Genomic DNA, 16,607 nt, shown 5'->3' with positions numbered 1-16,607 from the left:
AAGTAGATTACTATATTTAAAAATGAAAAATTGTGAAATAAATTTCTATACCCAATATAGAAATTTATTAGAAATGTTTCAAAATGTAATTATAAATTTGCAATACTTGATTTTTATATACTCTCATTAAAAAAATTTTTTAATCTTCAACAATTTATAAATAAAAATAGCTTTACATATTAAAATAAAAAATTAATATATAATTTTATAAGTAAGTTTTTTTAATAAAATTGTAGAAAAAAAGACATTATATTATATAATTTGAAAAATAAATAATTAGGTTAATATTATGATAGATTATAAATTAATAGCACAAACAATAAAAGAATCAAAATATGCTGTATCTTTCACAGGTGCAGGAATAAGTGTAGAAAGCGGTGTACCTCCTTTCAGAGGAGAAAATGGGCTTTGGGAAAAACATGGAAGTCAGTTCGCTGAAATTTCATATTTTGTAAAGCATCAAAAAGAATCTTGGAAATCTTTGAAAAAAGTTTTTTATGATCCTATAACAGATGTTAAACCTAATAAGGCTCATATAGTATTAGCAAATTTAGAAAAGATGGGTATTATGAGAAGTGTGATCACACAAAATATTGATAATCTTCATCAGGAAGCCGGAAGCAAAATAGTATATGAACTTCATGGTACAGCCCAATATGCAGTTTGTATGAAATGTAAAACAAGATATAAAATTAATAAAGAAATACTTGCTATGGATCCGCCTTCATGCGAGAAATGCGGTTCTACTTTAAAACCTGATTTTGTATTTTTTGGAGAACAGCTTCCTGCAATAGATTTCAATTCTTCTATAGAAGATGCGCAAAAAAGTGATTTATTTATTATAGTAGGTACAGGCGGAGAAGTAATGCCTGCAGCACAGATTCCTCATATAGCAAAAAGAGCAGGTGCTAGAATCATAGAAATTAATCCTCAGCCATCAAATTTTACTAATTACATAGTAGACATTTATATTCAGGAAAAAGCAGGAAAAGCATTTGCAGAAATAGAAAAATATTTATAATAAAATAAAAATATAAAAAGCCTTATAGTTCTATTACTATAAGGCTTTATTTATATGCAATATCTTAATTCATTTCTTCTTCATACATTTTAGCTAATGTAGCTTTTACTTCAGATATAAATTTTTTATCCTCAAGTACTATATGATTCAAAAGCCAATCTTTTAAAAAGGTAATAAAATCTTTAATTACTAAATTATCACCTCTTTCATAGCTATTAACCTCATCAACTATTTTTAGAGAAAAAGATCTATGTTTGGAAATATGGTCTTTAGCAGCAGAATAATTTATAGCATTCATAATTTTTTCTTCATAAGCGAAGTGATAAGTAGCATAATCTATAGTTCTTTTTACGATTTCTTTGAATGCTTTTTGTACTTCTTCATCTCCGATATCGCCTTTTACACCCGTTTCATAAAGGTCGTTTATGATGTTTACTAATTCTTTATGCTGATTATCTATTCTTTTATAACCAGTTTTGAATCTTTCTTCCCATTTAATCCAACCTTTTCTCACAGTAATTTCTACCATTTCTTCCATATAAAGCTCCTTATTCTTCTTTAGAAAGCTTTTCTAATGCTTCCTTCACTTCTTTTATAAATTTTTTATCTGTAACTAAAATATGGTTCAAAAACCAATCTTTTAGATACTGTACTAAATTATTGATAGCATCTAAAGAGCCGCTCTCATAAGATTTGACATAATTGTAAATTGTATTCGTAAATTCTTTATGGTATGAAGAATGTTCTATTAATTTATCATATTTAATAACATGCATTATCTTCTCTTCATAAGAAAAATGGAATGCCACATAATCTACTGTTTTCCTTAAAGCCTTTTTAAACTCAGCTTTAAGTTCTTCATCTTCGGAATCTCTATTATCCATACAATCATGCAAATCATTTATTATTTCTATTAATTCTAAATGCTGATCATCTATTCTTTTATATCCTACTTTGTACTTATCTTCCCATACTATGTATTTATCGCTCATAATTATTCCTTCAATATAAAAAAAGACAATTATGTTTAATATCGTAATATATATACTATTTAATTATATAAATATTTTTCTATTTTTAAAGATAAAAATAAAATTTATTAAAAATTTATTTTTTTGTTAGATTAATCAAACAATTAAAACTAATTAAATTAAATATTATATAAGTATCTATTTTTACAGTTTCAATAAAACATTAATATCAAATTTCATATCATGATGTAATAAACTAAAAATTTATTGCATTGTAAAAGTATATATTATTGCCTAATAAAAACATATAAAAACTTTTATACAGTAAATTACTTTATTAAAATAATTAAAAAATCTCGCTTTAATCCTATAGTAAATGACAGTATACGCCTTCACCGAATTTAATAGAGTATAAATTTTTATAACTGCAAAAAATTAGGCATAACAGTTTAATATTATACTCCACTTATTTATTTTATTGCTATGCTCGCGATGAAGTTCAATAATCAGCAAATAAATAAATTTATTTGCACAACTGTGACCTTTGGGGCTGTCTTAGGATCGCTTTTTTATTGCTAACAATAAACTACATAAAAAAGCTGGCAACAATAAATTGTTACCAGCTCTCGTTTATTTTTTATTATTGCTAATAAAAATTATTTGACAAGTAAACTTGACAGAGGCAAATAATTTTTATATTTCAGATATTCATTATTTTATAACGTTATAGAAAGCTTTTTATTTATTATTGCTATGCTCGTCTACGCCATATAATAAGCTAGTGAGTAAACTCACTAGCTGGCTACGACTCGCTTTCTTGTTGCTGCGATAAACTACATAAAAAAGCTGGCAACAATAAATTGTTACCAGCTCTCGTTTATTTTTTATTATTGCTAATAAAAATTATTTGACAAGTAAACTTGACAGAGGCAAATAATTTTTATATTTCAGATATTCATTATTTTATAACGTTATAGAAAGCTTTTTTACCTAAGTAAACAGCTCTGTTGCCTAATTCTTCTTCGATTCTTAATAATTGATTGTATTTTGCAATCCTATCACTTCTTGAAGCAGAACCAGTTTTGATTTGACCAGCATTAGTAGCTACAACTATATCAGCAATAGTAGCATCTTCTGTTTCACCAGATCTGTGAGAAACTACAGCAGTATAGTTATGAGTTTTAGCAAGTTCAATAGAATCTAAAGTTTCTGTTAATGTACCGATTTGGTTAACTTTTATAAGAATAGAGTTAGCAACGCCTTTATCTAATCCCATTTGAAGCCTTTTTACATTAGTAACGAACAAGTCATCACCTACTAATTGAACTTTTTTACCTAATTTTTCTGTTAAGATTTTCCAACCTTCCCAGTCATCTTCAGCAACACCATCTTCTATAGATATGATAGGATATTTATTGCATAAATTAACATAGAAATCAACCATTTCAGCAGGAGTTAATTCTCTGTTGTCTGATTTATGGAATACATATTTTTTCTTATCTTTGTTATAGAATTCACTTGAAGCAGGATCCATAGCGATCATTATATCATCACCAGGTTTGTATCCAGCTTTTTCTATAGCTTGCATAATTACTTGAAGTGGCTCTTCATTATCTTTAAGAGTAGGAGCGAATCCGCCTTCATCACCAACAGTAGTGCTTAAGCCTCTGTCATGAAGTATAGCTTTTAAGTTATGGAATACTTCAGCTACATAACGTATACCTTCTTTGAAAGTAGGAGCACCAACTGGCATAACCATATATTCTTGGAAGTCGATTGGAGCTGATGAGTGAGCACCACCATTTAAGATATTAGCCATAGGTACTGGTAAAGTTTTAGCATTAGTTCCTCCAATATATCTGTATAATGGCATACCTAATTCTTCAGCAGCTGCTTTTGCTACAGCAAGTGATACACCAAGTATAGCATTAGCACCTAATTTTCCTTTATTTTCAGTTCCGTCAAGTTCTATCATAGTTCTGTCAATTTCAACTTGATCTAAAGCATCCATATCAATAAGTTCATTACAAATAATTTCATTAACATTTTCAACTGCTTTTTGAACACCTTTTCCTAAATATCTTGATTTATCTCCGTCTCTTAATTCTACTGCCTCATGTTCTCCTGTAGAAGCTCCAGATGGTACAGCTGCTCTTCCCATAACACCACTATCAAGCCATACATCTACTTCTACTGTAGGGTTTCCTCTTGAATCTAATATTTCTCTAGCTACTATATTATCTATTAAAGACATATTAAAACTCCTTATAAATTATAATTGTATATATAATATAACATAAAATATAAATTTCAAGTGAAAAAAATGAACAATTAAAATTTACTTTATAGCATAATAATTGAATCTTATATTTTTGTATATACCAATTCTAATAACATTCATTATTAATATTTTTTAATTACATGACTTTATTGCATGATTTTCAAGATTTAAATCTTTAGATTCTTCAGGCATAATATTAAGCCAAAAATTCATAACTTTATAGCTATATGTATCTACTTTAAATATTTTTATAATTTTTTAATGACTCATAAGCAGCTGTACTCTCCTATTATTATGATTATTTTATTCCTACTATAAAATTATAAAATATATATTTTTTATTTATAAAAAGTAATAAATATTTTATTTAATACTAATATATTGTTCATTATTATAATGATAAATATGTAATTTTTTATTAATTCAAAATCTAGTTTAAGAAATCTATTAGAAAGTAATATTAATATATAGAATAATATTGGTAAAAAATATCTTCCCTGTATTCCTATTATAATATTATTTCCTACTGGTGTCCAACTTACATATAAAGCTGAGAGAATTAATCCAATAGAAATAAGTATTATAAAAAATAAAACTAATTTTATTTTTAATTCATTTATATATACTTTATTATCAAACACCAAAATTATTACAAGAAGAAATAAAAAAATATAATATGATGCATTTGGTATACTTATATCAAACCATGATAAATCTTTTCCTATCATAGATTTAATATTTGTGAAAAATTCTTTCAATATTGTATTAACAAAAATGATACAATATTGAAAAATATTATTAAATACAAAATGTATTTGTTCTTTTTCATTAATAGTGTTGGTCCATTTAATATTACTATAATTTATTGAAAATTTTAACCATATAAAATTAATTAAGATAGACAATATAATTATTGGAAGTATAATAATAAATTTATTATTTTTAAATTTAGTTTTAGGTATAATAAAAAGTATAAAACATATCGGTAAATATGTTATTTTTGAACCCGATATAAATATTACTAAAATATATAGCAGTATAATTTCTTTTATAGTAATATATTTATCTCTATATTTTATATTTAAACATATGGCAATTAATAAAGAAGAAGCTGCAATAACTATTGGATCAACGGCCAATGATATAGTCTCCTGTAATACCATAGGAAAAAACATAATGATATATAATGATATTTTTTTTAATGGAACGTATTTTATAGATAAATAAGTTAGAATAACAAAAAATATAAAATTAAACAATCGTCCTAAATATGCTGACTTCAAATAATTTAAATTAAAAATATTTCCTAAAGCTATACCTAAAGATTGAGGAATATATGATATAAATGAATATAAAGCAGTATTGGGAAATTCTATAAATTTCATTTCGCTAGATACTGTATTTTGTTTTAATATATTTGATATTAAATTATTATAAGAACTAATCCTATGTGTCATATTTACTATATTACTTTCAAATGTTCTCCCGCCATAGTTTTTATCATTTTTGTCACTAATTAAATGACCTTGAGATATTTCATAAGATCTAAGAAAATGATTTCCTTCATCTGGAGTTTCTAAATATGGTAATAAAACCATATATGATAAACCTATAATTGTAAAAGATACTAAAAATATTTTTTCTATTTTCATTTGCTTATATTCTGAATACGAATAAAATACAAAAAAGAAAGAAGATAATATAAAACTATATATAAAAAATATCATAAATTTAGCAGAATTATTATATAAATTTAAATAATTATATGAGAGATTTATATTGAATAGTAATACAAAAATAATTATATAAATAATATTTTTTAGATTAATTAAATTAAATTTTTTTATAATAAAAATACCTAAAATTATATAAAATATATTAAAATATATAAATAGTATGTTATATTTAATATTTAAATTAATTTTAATAAATATATTAATATGCATTACAAAAATTAAAGACAAAATAGATACTAATATAGTAATTTTATTAACAATATTGATATTATTCAATTTACTAATATTTTTACAATTATAAAATATGAATATAATTTCTAAACCAAATATTATTAGACTTTTAATATATAAAATATTTAATCTATAAACATACAATAATAAAAATATATACATTAATAATATTATACAAACTATATATTTATATATTTTTTCAAATAAAAAAAATTTATAATAAAAAAATGCTAAAAATATATATAAAAATAAAAATACAATTATTATTATAGGTTTTATAGATAAAGTATAATAAATACTATCAATCTTTTCAAAATCTATAATTTTAGTTGCAACTAAATTACCAAAAGGACTTCCGTTTTCATCAATATTAATTTCTTTAATAAAATAATTATTTTGAATAATTTTATTTGTATCTATATAAACTCCATATATATCGCTATTTCTAAAAATTTTATCATAGTATTTAACTCTAAAACCATAACTATAATTTGTAATAGATTTATTTGTAAATATATAATCAGTTAAAGCTTCATTATCTACTACATTATTAGAAGTAAAAATTTTTTTAGTTTTATCTACATTAAATCCATTTAATTCTAAAGTTTTATTTATATGATTTTCATCAAATTTAAATTCTGATAAATATCCTATTCTTTCTTTTTTACCTAATAAACTTAATATCATTATTGATATCAATAATGTAACAATAAATACTAAATATATTTTAAAAAATAGATGTTTATTATTCATATATTAATCCTATAAAAGTATTGAGTTAATTAGATATAAATTCTGATTTTGCAATAAAAATTTTTGAAACATAAATAAGATCTGCATGCCAGAATAAAACTTGAAATTGTATAGAAATATTTGTTTGTTTGTTTGTTTGTTTGTTTGTTTGAACAAATTATCCATATTTTTCTGAATTATAATATGATATAATAAATAATCAAGTATAATAAAATATTTATATTATTTTTTATCATTTTATTTGTTTTATATTTTAGGAGTGTTTTTATTATGAAAAGAATTTGTTTTATATTTTTATTTATATTGCTATTTTTGGAAGGCTGCAATATGTATGTCAGTGATAAAGTAAGTATTTTGATGTTTGATGAAGATACTAAAGGAAACAGACTCACAAATGAAACATTAAATTTTATTTTGGTAAAAAGAGAAGATACTAACAGCTTCAATAAACTGACATATATTTCTGGAATTATTAATAATAAAAGTGGAAATCAAATGGTAAAAAGCATAGAAGAAGCTAAATATATAGAAGATATAAAAAATACAAATAATGTTAAAGATTTAAATTTAGATAATACAAAAATGACTATTAATTATAGTAAAGATAAAATGGTATTTACAGATATAGATGGTACAAAATACACACTTCCATTGAATAATTCTAAAAATACTTGGTTTTATAAACTATTGAATAGTACCAATTTACAGTAATTTTATATCAAATTATAAGTTGACATATTATAAAAAAAATGTAATATTGTAACGAGGATTTATATTATGCCAAAATATCTTTTACCCCAAGACGAACTTTCAAGGGCCTCTGATTGGATAAGCAATTTTCTGATGCGAGAAGGATATCATGCTGACTATACTATAGAAAGTTTATTTGAAATAGACAAATTTTTTAAAGAAAAAATTAATTTGGTTTTGGAAAGAGATGATAATAGAAATTTCATATTTTCTATAAGTGCGTATATAGGTGAAGTTATAAGGAAAAAATTTAATGGCCATTGGGAATTGTCCAGAGATATAGATTTAGATGATGAAACTATAGGAATTGGTTTCAAAAATCATAAAACTATATATCCGCTTAATATCACATTAGAACTAATACAAAAAAAATATACTATGAAAGAATATTTAAAAGATAATTTTGGAATTTAATATTAAATTTTTTATATTAAATTATTATATTATATATAATATAATGAAGGTTAAATTATATGATTTCATTAAATGATGTTGAAAAATACATAAATAATTCTTATGTTATTTTAGATTTAAAAGCTGACAACAAAGAAGAAGCTATAAGTGAAATGTTAATATATTCTGAGGCTAACGGACTTAGGATAAATATATCTCAAATAATAGAATCTATGTACAAAAAAGAAGATATTATAAGCAGCGGATTAGGTTATGGTGTAGCTTTTCCGCATGTGAGGACTAATCAAGTTGAAGATAATGATATAATATTTGCAGTATCAAAGAAAGGATTAAACTATTCTGCACTTGATAAAAAACCTGTACATTTACTTACAATGTTTTTAACCAATAAAAATAGTAATGAAAAATACTTAGGTTTGCTTTCTTTATTTACAAAGATTTCAAGAATGAGTATGTATCCTGTTGTATTATTAGAATCAAAAACAATAGAAGAATTTAAAGGAAAATTAATAGAAATTTCCAGAGAAATGCTTAATACTAAATAATTAAAACTAAATATTATTGGAGTAATAATATGGCTAAAATCACAGCAATAATACCTGCCAGATATGAATCAACTAGATTTCCAAAAAAATTAACCTATGAATTATTAGGAAAGCCTATAATAATAGCTGTTTATGATAATGTTAAAGCTGCTAAAAAAATAGATGACTGTATTGTTGCAACCGACTCTAAAGAAATAATGGATATATGTGAAAAGAATAATGCTAAGGCAGTAATGACTTCATCAGATCATACTTCAGGAACTTCAAGGATAATAGAAGTTGCTAAAAAGATAGAAAGCGATATTATTATAAATGTACAAGGTGATGAGCCTTTAATAAATGAATCAGTTCTTAATCCTTTAATAGATGCTTTCGATGATGAAAATGTTGATATTGCCACTTTAAAAACAAAGATAGATGATGACAGCCCATTAATAAAAGATGAAAATGCTGTTAAAGTTGTTACTGATATAAATAATTATGCTATGTATTTTTCTAGAGCAACAATACCTCATAAAAGATTCGATCAGAATATTAGTGCTGAATACTATAAACATATAGGAGTTTATGCTTTTAGAAAAGATATTCTATTAAAGATAGAAAGCTTACAAGAATGCAAATATGAAATGATAGAAAAGCTAGAACAATTAAGATGGCTTTATAATGGCATGAAAATAAAAGTTTTAGAAACTAAAAAATTTCTTCATGGTATAGATACAAGAGAAGATTTAGAATTCGTTCAAAATTATTTGAGAAATTTTGCTCAAAGTGAATTAAATAATGAAAATTTATATAAGTAATCATTAATCACAACAAAAAATGTCATCATTAAAATGTATTATTCCTAAATACCAATTTTTATTATAAGAATTTAATATGCTTAAAATTATTTTTATAGCATCAAATGTAAGTTTATTTTTATTTACAGACTTTGAAAAAATTTTCATTGCTATATTGGATACAGTCTTTGAACTTATTAAGAGTGTATTCATTATTATATTTTTAGTGAAAAGATTTTTAGTAACAAATATTAGCCGATTTTTATACAATATTTTTATTGAGCCTATAATTTATATCTTTGGTTTTCTAAATAAAAAGAACAATTAAAACTAAATATACAATTTAATAAAAAGAGGAAGTCTTTAATTATCTAAAGACTTCCTTTTATTTTTAGAAAATAAAAAACTATATATTTTTATATTCTTATTTTTTCTTACCTTGATTTGCTACGGCTTCCATAGCTTTTTTAACAGCTTCAGGATCTCCTAAATACTGTTTATTAACTGCTTTGAAATTATCATCAAGCTCATAAACTAAAGGCATTCCTGTAGGTATATTAAGCTCAGTGATATCGGCATCAGAAATATTATCCAAATATTTTACTAAAGCTCTTAAGCTGTTACCATGTGCAGCAATGATGATTTTTTTACCTGCTTTAATATCTGGAAGTATAACATTTTCCCAGAAAGGCACTACTCTTGCAACTGTATCTTTCAAACATTCAGTAAGAGGAAGTTCTTTTTCTGACAAGTTTTTATAACGCGGATCATGTCCAGGATATCTCTCATCAGATTTTTCTAATGCTGGAGGCGGAGTATCATAACTTCTTCTCCAAATTTTTACTTGATCTTCTCCGTATTTTTCAGCTGTTTGTGATTTGTTTAATCCCTGTAAAGCTCCGTAATGTCTTTCATTTAACTGCCAGCATTTGTCTACAGGTATCCATAAAAGTCCCATTTCTTCTAATACTAAATTTAAAGTTTTGATAGCACGAGTTAGTGTAGAAGTGTATGCTTTATCAAAAGTAAATCCTGCTTTTTTTAACTCAGCTCCGCCTGCTTTGGCTTCTTCTATTCCTTTTTCTGATAATGTAACATCTGCCCAGCCTGTAAACAGATTTTCTTTGTTCCAAACACTCTCACCATGACGAATTAAAACAACTTTTGTCATCTTTATAACTCCTTATAATGATATTAAGTGCTATTATATACTAAAATCATAAAAAAGTTAAATAAAAATATATTGTTTTATTATTATAAATATATTATATTTTACCAATAACAAATAAGGATATTATGTATGAATAATGAAGAATTAGATTTACAATTTCACAAATTATATGAAGAAGGAAATCATAAAGGAATTATTGAATTAATACTTTCCTTACCTGAAGAACAATTAAATGATGATATTAAAGGGCAGCTTGCCGTAGCATATAATAATACTGGAGAATTTGACTTAGCAATAGAAATATTAAATTCTTTATCCGAAGAAACTAAAAGCCATCATACTTGGTTTTATAAAATAGCTTATGCATATTCAGGAAAATCTGATATGAGTAATGCTAATTTAAATATAGACAGAGCATTGTATACATTAGAAATGAACAAATCTTTAATAAGCAATGAAGAATATGATTATTACAACAATTTATATAATAATTTAAAAGAATATATACAAGGCGGAAGTATGCATTATGAAGCTAATTCCGTTAATATTGATGATCCTGATTCTATCATAAAAGATATATCATATATTTTATCAAATGATATAGATAATGAAATAATAGAGGGAAGTATTGTTATAAAAAAATGGAATATATTTATAAATGCTTATCCTGATACTATAACAGATAAAAGTGCCGTTATAAACTATTATATATCCAGTCCTGATTGGGACAGAAATATATTTGAATGCTGTGCCAGTGCAGGAAAAGATGCTAATACTTCTGTAGGGCTTTCAAATGGAAGTTTTATATTCGGTATAATGACAGGCATAAAAGCTATGAATGAAAACAGAATACTTGATGAAGTAGAAACTGAATTTGCCGGTAAAAAACATAAATGGAAAGTTTATACAAGTAATTTAGTTAATATGGGCGGCGATAATGGAAAGCCTAAAAATGTAAATATTTATTGGGATATGTTCAAAGATGACATTTTAAAAAGAATAGGAAATCAAAAAATATGCTACATTAAAATATACGGAGCTAAGGCAGGTAACGACTATTCTATAGGAGAGCTTAGAATCAATGATGTTAATATACCAGAGCTTGCTGAAAAAATGAATAAATATGTAAAAACTTGGGATGAAACAGATTTTTCATCAGACAAGCAGTTTTTCTTTTTAGTGCAGGATAATGAGACTTATACTCCTTATCCATTCAGTAATGATGAGATTTTAAAATTTATTCGAGAATATTCAAATATAGTTTTAAATTTAAAAGAGTCCGAAGAATCTTATGATAAATTAGGAAATTTAGCAGAAGAGCTTACAAAGGATTATAGTCTTGCAAGTGATTTATTTTTATTCTTACCTGAAATATGTGCTGATAATGAATTTTATAATGAGCTTCATTCTGGAGAAATTGTTAATTTCAATTTTCAGTCATCTCAAAAAAATTGTTCTGTATACAAAACTCAGCTTTATACATATCATTTAATCAATAATTATCTATTTGAACTTTTTAGAGAAGGGGCATTTAACGGCAAGGAAAATGATATATATTTAAGATTTATAAATATGAGTGCAGGATACAATATATATTCTCAGATTAAAGCTGACTATGAAAAGAAAAATCAAAAGTTAGAAAATCTTGAAGTAAATTTAGGTTTTAATGTAGATGATGATTATGAGATTAGATAACGCACGGTAAGTGAATCAATAAATATAATAAAAACTATATTTCAAATAAAATAATATTCTTAATTTTGTTTGTAAATGCATTATAAATTTAAATAAAACTTGGGTGGGTATTAAAATTTCTTTTTAAACAACAAAGAAACAAAAAACAAAAATAACCGAATAAGGCAATAAAATATAAAGGGCTGGAAATTAGAAAAGATTAAAAAAACAAATTTTATTCTAACTCCCCACCCTTTAAATTTAAAATCTTAACTGCTATTTTTATATATTTTATTTTGTTATTTTACTCTGTTATTTTAATACCCACCCAAGCGGTTATTATATTGAAAATTTTTATTAACGCACGGTAAATATATTTTTTTATATAGTTTTAATTATGATTTTAAATAAGTTTACATTTTAAATTTTATGGACCGTGCGCAATAATTATCAATCTAAATCTTCACCATTGGAATCTATTACTTTCTTATACCAATAAAAACTATCTTTTTTTATTCTTGATAGATCTTTAATATCATGCTCATCTCTATTTACGTATATAAATCCGTATCTTTTTCTGAAACCTTGATGAGAACTCATTAAATCCATAACAGACCATGGACAATATCCTATTAAATTTACTCCATCTTCTATGGCTAATTTACAAGCTTTTATATGCTCTCTTAAATAATCTATTCTGTAATCATCATGAACTTTACCATATTCAGTTAATGTATCATGTGCACCAAGTCCATTTTCTGTTATAATCAAAGGTAATCTGTATCTCATATAATATTCATTTAGTACTATTCTAAGACCAACAGGATCTATTTGGGCACCATATTCAGTAGCTTTCAAATTTTGATTTCTCTCTATTTTCCAATATCCATACAAATCAAAATCTATATCATTAACTCTTGTACCTTTTTTATGCTCATTATCTTCAGGTAAAAATCTTGCTGTTAAAGTTCTATAGTAATTTAACGCTATAAAATCTATCTTGGCAGATTTAAGTATCTTCTCATCTTCATTATTCATAATAGGCATAATATTCATGTCTTCTAAATATTTTTTATAATATCCAGGATATTCACCATTATAATATATATCCAAAGCATAATCTGTTTTGAAATAATTATTCATTCTAGCAGCCCATACATCTTCAGGCTTATTTGTATATGGATATGTTACAGTAGATGAAACTGCTGGTCCTATTTTAGCATCTTTGATAATTTCATGACAAGCATTAACAGCCAAAGCATGAGCTACAAACATATTATAATCCATTTGTGCTCTAATTTTTTCTATGAAATTTTTTATGCTTTCATCTTGATCATTAATATTCATTCTCTCATTAACTCTTATCATGAGATTTTGTTCATTATTAGGCTGCCAATATTTTACCCTATCGCCAAAATTCTCATAACAAACCCTAACATATTTTTCAAATTCATATATACATTCTCTAGATTCCCATCCATTATATTTTTCTACCAAATTATAAGGCAAATCAAAATGATATAATGTTACTAAAGGAATGATATCTTTCTCCAATAAACTATCTATTAATCTATTATAAAAATCTATCCCTTTATTATTTATCTTTCCATTTGGAAATATCCTGGCCCAAGATACAGAAAATCTATAAGCTTTTATTGACATCTCTTTCATAAGTTCTATATCAGAATTATAATTATGATAGAAATCGCTTGCTATTTTACTGTCTGCCTGAATATCTGATTTTTTAAAAGAATTAAAATCAGCAACGGTCATTATCTTTCCATCTTCATTCCATCCTCCTTCTATTTGAAAAGCTGAAGAAGATGCTCCCCATAAAAAATCTTTTGGAAATGTTTTATTCATATAATCATCCTTTAGTATTTTAATTATTCTGTTATATCTTTAAATCCAACTATATAAGTTAAAATTGCTGAACCAAAAAATGCTATAGCTATACCAGCTAAGTATGATATAAATGCTTTAGCACCTGCTTCTGCATAAACGGCTATTGTAAGTATTCCCTGATTGGCAAATGCTGTTCCATATGAACCGCCCCATCCCATAACACCGCCTGCTATAGCTCCGCATATGATAGCACATAACATTGGTTTTTTTAATCTTAATGTTGCTCCGTAAATAGCTGGTTCTGTTATACCAAATAAAGCTGTTATACTGGCTGAAGCTGAAATTGTTTTTAATTGTTTATTTTTTGTTTTCAAAAATATTCCTAATGCCGCACCTGCCTGTGCAAAATTGGCAGCACCGGCAAATGCAAGCAAACTTTGTTTTCCTGTCATAGCAACGTCATTTATTCCTATAGGAACTATAGCTCTGTGAGCTCCAAATATTACCAATACACACCACATAGCACCAATAAAAGCACCCAATAATATAGGACTGAAATTCATAATTAAATAATAGAACCAATTTACAAAATTACCTATATATATACCTATAGGTCCGAAAACCATTAAAGTAGCAGGTATCATTATTAATAAACCGAATGTAGGCACTAAAATAATTTTTACAACATCTGGAATAATTTTTTCTAGTAATTTTTGAACATAAGAATATATAAATATTGCTATTATTATAGGAATAACTGATGATGTATAATTTGCTTTTGTAATCACTATTCCAAATAAATTTACATTACCTTCAATACCCATAAGAGAAACTATATCCGGATAACACATAGTTGCCCCTATTATCATAGATATAAATTCATTGCATTTGAATACTTTAGCACAAGTATAACCTAATATAATAGGCATGAAATAAAAAACGGCATTAGAAGCAGCATTCAATATAATATAAGTATGAGACTCTTTTATATCTATACCTTTTGAAGCAAATATCATAACAAATATGGCTATGATACCTTTTAACATACCTGAACCAGCTATTGCAGGAACAACCGGAGTAAAAATAGCAGCAAAACTATTTAAAATTTTATTGAAAATAGAAGTTTTCTCTTTTTCTTCAGAAGAATTTAATTTTTCTACATCTATAAACTCTTTTACTGCATCATAAACTTTTCCAACTTTATTTCCAAATACAACTTGAAACTGGCCTCCATGTTCAACTATTGTAACTACTCCGCTCATACTTTTTACTTTTTCTCTATCTATATTTGAAGAATCTTTTAATACAAATCTCAGTCTTGTAAAACAGTGAGTAACTTCCAATATATTTTCTTTTCCGCCTAATTCTTGAATAAGATCTTTTGATAAACTTTTATAATCCATAATAAATATCTCCTTTAATTAAATATTCATTCTTTTCTGCTTACTTTTTCTATATGTATAGTTAAATATGCTTGTTCTTCTTCGCTCAAAGAATAAGAATATAAATCTAATATATATTTTACTATTTTTAATGTGCATTCATAAGATTCATGATATTTATCTTTTAGAATAGATAATAAATCTCCGTCATTTTTAGTATCATATAATTTTTTACTGAATAATCTTAAAGAAAAAAATTTAAGATGTGTTAAAAATCTATTATAATATAAAGAATCTTCATCAAATTCTGTATTAAAATGATTTTTAACTATTTTTGTTATTTCATATATTAAATTAGTAGCCTTTTCTATTTCATCTATTAATCCATCGCCATCTATCTGGGCATTTATTATATGCAAAGCTATAAATCCTGCCTCATCCTCTGAAAGTTTTACATTAAAATCTTCTTCTATAATATCCAAAGCCTTTAATCCTATATTATATTCATCTTTATAGAATTTTTTTATATCCCAAAGCATCATATTTTTTATATTTATACCATCTTTTGTTCTTGATACAGCCATATATATATGGTCCATTAAAGTTATATATAAAAAATCGTTTAAACTTCTTTCCGCCTTAGTTTTAGCATATTTAATAATTTTTTCTGTAGTATTAAGATACTCTGTTGGTATATCTTTTAATAATTGCTGAAGTTTGCTATTATTATCTGAATTTTCTAATAGAAAAGTTTTATCAATTTTTTCTTCATCTATAATATCTCCCACTTTTTTCCCAAAAGCTATACCTCTTCCCATAACAATTTTTTCTGTTTTACCATTCTCAAAAACAACAACGACATTATTATTAAGTATCTTTGCTACTTTCATAAGGAGTTCTCCTAAAAAATAAAAACCTATTTATATAAAAACAAAATATACAATACTTCCGAATTTCGTCTTTATATAAATAGGTTTAGCTTGTCTTAAAAGATAAAAAAACAATCACTATCCAATATGATATAAATATCATAAACGATATAACATTAATTGTC

The 16,607-nt window shown here is 24.9% G+C and carries 14 protein-coding genes; 6 read left to right on the top strand and 8 right to left on the bottom strand.

Going from position 1 to position 16,607, the window contains the following annotated elements:
* The first annotated feature begins 289 nt into the window (after positions 1 to 289).
* On the top strand, positions 290 to 1,021 hold the full coding sequence (locus BRSU_RS13485; RefSeq protein WP_048596104.1) for an NAD-dependent deacylase: 732 nt from the start codon (positions 290 to 292) through the stop codon (positions 1,019 to 1,021).
* Between the two features lie 64 nt (positions 1,022 to 1,085).
* On the opposite strand, the gene BRSU_RS13480 is transcribed toward BRSU_RS13485, so the two are convergent.
* The 4 genes from BRSU_RS13480 to BRSU_RS13465 form a co-directional block, all read right to left on the bottom strand.
* Entirely contained in the window at positions 1,086 to 1,559 is a 474-nt protein-coding gene (locus BRSU_RS13480; RefSeq protein ID WP_048596103.1) for a bacteriohemerythrin, read from the bottom strand.
* A gap of 10 nt (positions 1,560 to 1,569) precedes the next feature.
* Entirely contained in the window at positions 1,570 to 2,013 is a 444-nt protein-coding gene (locus tag BRSU_RS13475) for a bacteriohemerythrin (RefSeq protein ID WP_048596102.1), read from the bottom strand.
* Between the two features lie 937 nt (positions 2,014 to 2,950).
* The gene (gene eno, locus BRSU_RS13470; protein ID WP_048596101.1) at positions 2,951 to 4,246 is read right to left on the bottom strand and encodes a phosphopyruvate hydratase; all 1,296 of its coding nucleotides are present in this window, start codon (positions 4,244 to 4,246) and stop codon (positions 2,951 to 2,953) included.
* Between the two features lie 365 nt (positions 4,247 to 4,611).
* Positions 4,612 to 6,993, bottom strand: coding sequence for a DUF2142 domain-containing protein (locus BRSU_RS13465; RefSeq protein WP_048596100.1), 2,382 nt, complete (start codon positions 6,991 to 6,993; stop codon positions 4,612 to 4,614).
* Positions 6,994 to 7,263: 270 nt separating this feature from the next.
* Here BRSU_RS13465 and BRSU_RS13460 point away from each other — a divergent pair, with 270 nt between their 5' ends.
* From BRSU_RS13460 to kdsB, 4 genes are all read left to right on the top strand, one after another.
* On the top strand, positions 7,264 to 7,704 hold the full coding sequence (locus BRSU_RS13460; RefSeq protein ID WP_048596099.1) for a hypothetical protein: 441 nt from the start codon (positions 7,264 to 7,266) through the stop codon (positions 7,702 to 7,704).
* A gap of 66 nt (positions 7,705 to 7,770) precedes the next feature.
* A complete protein-coding gene (locus tag BRSU_RS13455) occupies positions 7,771 to 8,157 on the top strand; it encodes a hypothetical protein (protein WP_048596098.1) in 387 nt (128 codons plus the stop codon).
* A gap of 59 nt (positions 8,158 to 8,216) precedes the next feature.
* Complete coding sequence (locus BRSU_RS13450) at positions 8,217 to 8,702, top strand: PTS sugar transporter subunit IIA (RefSeq protein WP_048596097.1); 486 nt, start codon at positions 8,217 to 8,219, stop codon at positions 8,700 to 8,702.
* A 29-nt stretch (positions 8,703 to 8,731) separates the two neighbouring features.
* Positions 8,732 to 9,502, top strand: coding sequence for a 3-deoxy-manno-octulosonate cytidylyltransferase (kdsB, locus tag BRSU_RS13445; RefSeq protein ID WP_048596096.1), 771 nt, complete (start codon positions 8,732 to 8,734; stop codon positions 9,500 to 9,502).
* 403 nt (positions 9,503 to 9,905) lie between these two features.
* Here the strand turns inward: kdsB and gpmA are convergent, their stop codons facing one another.
* Entirely contained in the window at positions 9,906 to 10,652 is a 747-nt protein-coding gene (gene gpmA, locus BRSU_RS13440) for a 2,3-diphosphoglycerate-dependent phosphoglycerate mutase (RefSeq protein ID WP_012671388.1), read from the bottom strand.
* 129 nt (positions 10,653 to 10,781) lie between these two features.
* Here gpmA and BRSU_RS13435 point away from each other — a divergent pair, with 129 nt between their 5' ends.
* Positions 10,782 to 12,347: a DUF6348 family protein gene (locus tag BRSU_RS13435; protein WP_048596095.1), complete on the top strand. Its 1,566-nt coding sequence runs from the start codon at positions 10,782 to 10,784 to the stop codon at positions 12,345 to 12,347.
* A gap of 429 nt (positions 12,348 to 12,776) precedes the next feature.
* Here the strand turns inward: BRSU_RS13435 and BRSU_RS13430 are convergent, their stop codons facing one another.
* The 3 genes from BRSU_RS13430 to licT are packed head-to-tail and all read right to left on the bottom strand — an operon-like array spanning position 12,777 to position 16,443.
* Positions 12,777 to 14,189: a glycoside hydrolase family 1 protein gene (locus BRSU_RS13430; protein WP_048596094.1), complete on the bottom strand. Its 1,413-nt coding sequence runs from the start codon at positions 14,187 to 14,189 to the stop codon at positions 12,777 to 12,779.
* A gap of 23 nt (positions 14,190 to 14,212) precedes the next feature.
* Positions 14,213 to 15,574, bottom strand: coding sequence for a PTS transporter subunit EIIC (locus tag BRSU_RS13425; protein WP_048596158.1), 1,362 nt, complete (start codon positions 15,572 to 15,574; stop codon positions 14,213 to 14,215).
* Between the two features lie 26 nt (positions 15,575 to 15,600).
* Positions 15,601 to 16,443, bottom strand: coding sequence for a BglG family transcription antiterminator LicT (gene licT, locus BRSU_RS13420; RefSeq protein ID WP_048596093.1), 843 nt, complete (start codon positions 16,441 to 16,443; stop codon positions 15,601 to 15,603).
* Positions 16,444 to 16,607 lie beyond the last annotated feature (164 nt).

The sequence above is a fragment of the Brachyspira suanatina genome, from assembly GCF_001049755.1.
Taxonomy (GTDB): Bacteria; Spirochaetota; Brachyspiria; order Brachyspirales; family Brachyspiraceae; genus Brachyspira; species Brachyspira suanatina.
This window is presented reverse-complemented; position numbering and strand designations above follow the sequence as displayed.

Coding starts and splice junctions, on each gene's coding strand:
- BRSU_RS13485 (WP_048596104.1), top strand. CDS start 290: ATGATAGATTATAAATTAATAGCACAAACAATAAAAGAATCAAAATAT.
- eno (WP_048596101.1), bottom strand. CDS start 4,246: ATGTCTTTAATAGATAATATAGTAGCTAGAGAAATATTAGATTCAAGA.
- BRSU_RS13425 (WP_048596158.1), bottom strand. CDS start 15,574: ATGGATTATAAAAGTTTATCAAAAGATCTTATTCAAGAATTAGGCGGA.
- BRSU_RS13480 (WP_048596103.1), bottom strand. CDS start 1,559: ATGGAAGAAATGGTAGAAATTACTGTGAGAAAAGGTTGGATTAAATGG.
- kdsB (WP_048596096.1), top strand. CDS start 8,732: ATGGCTAAAATCACAGCAATAATACCTGCCAGATATGAATCAACTAGA.
- BRSU_RS13460 (WP_048596099.1), top strand. CDS start 7,264: ATGAAAAGAATTTGTTTTATATTTTTATTTATATTGCTATTTTTGGAA.
- BRSU_RS13475 (WP_048596102.1), bottom strand. CDS start 2,013: ATGAGCGATAAATACATAGTATGGGAAGATAAGTACAAAGTAGGATAT.
- gpmA (WP_012671388.1), bottom strand. CDS start 10,652: ATGACAAAAGTTGTTTTAATTCGTCATGGTGAGAGTGTTTGGAACAAA.
- BRSU_RS13430 (WP_048596094.1), bottom strand. CDS start 14,189: ATGAATAAAACATTTCCAAAAGATTTTTTATGGGGAGCATCTTCTTCA.
- BRSU_RS13450 (WP_048596097.1), top strand. CDS start 8,217: ATGATTTCATTAAATGATGTTGAAAAATACATAAATAATTCTTATGTT.
- BRSU_RS13465 (WP_048596100.1), bottom strand. CDS start 6,993: ATGAATAATAAACATCTATTTTTTAAAATATATTTAGTATTTATTGTT.
- BRSU_RS13435 (WP_048596095.1), top strand. CDS start 10,782: ATGAATAATGAAGAATTAGATTTACAATTTCACAAATTATATGAAGAA.
- licT (WP_048596093.1), bottom strand. CDS start 16,443: ATGAAAGTAGCAAAGATACTTAATAATAATGTCGTTGTTGTTTTTGAG.
- BRSU_RS13455 (WP_048596098.1), top strand. CDS start 7,771: ATGCCAAAATATCTTTTACCCCAAGACGAACTTTCAAGGGCCTCTGAT.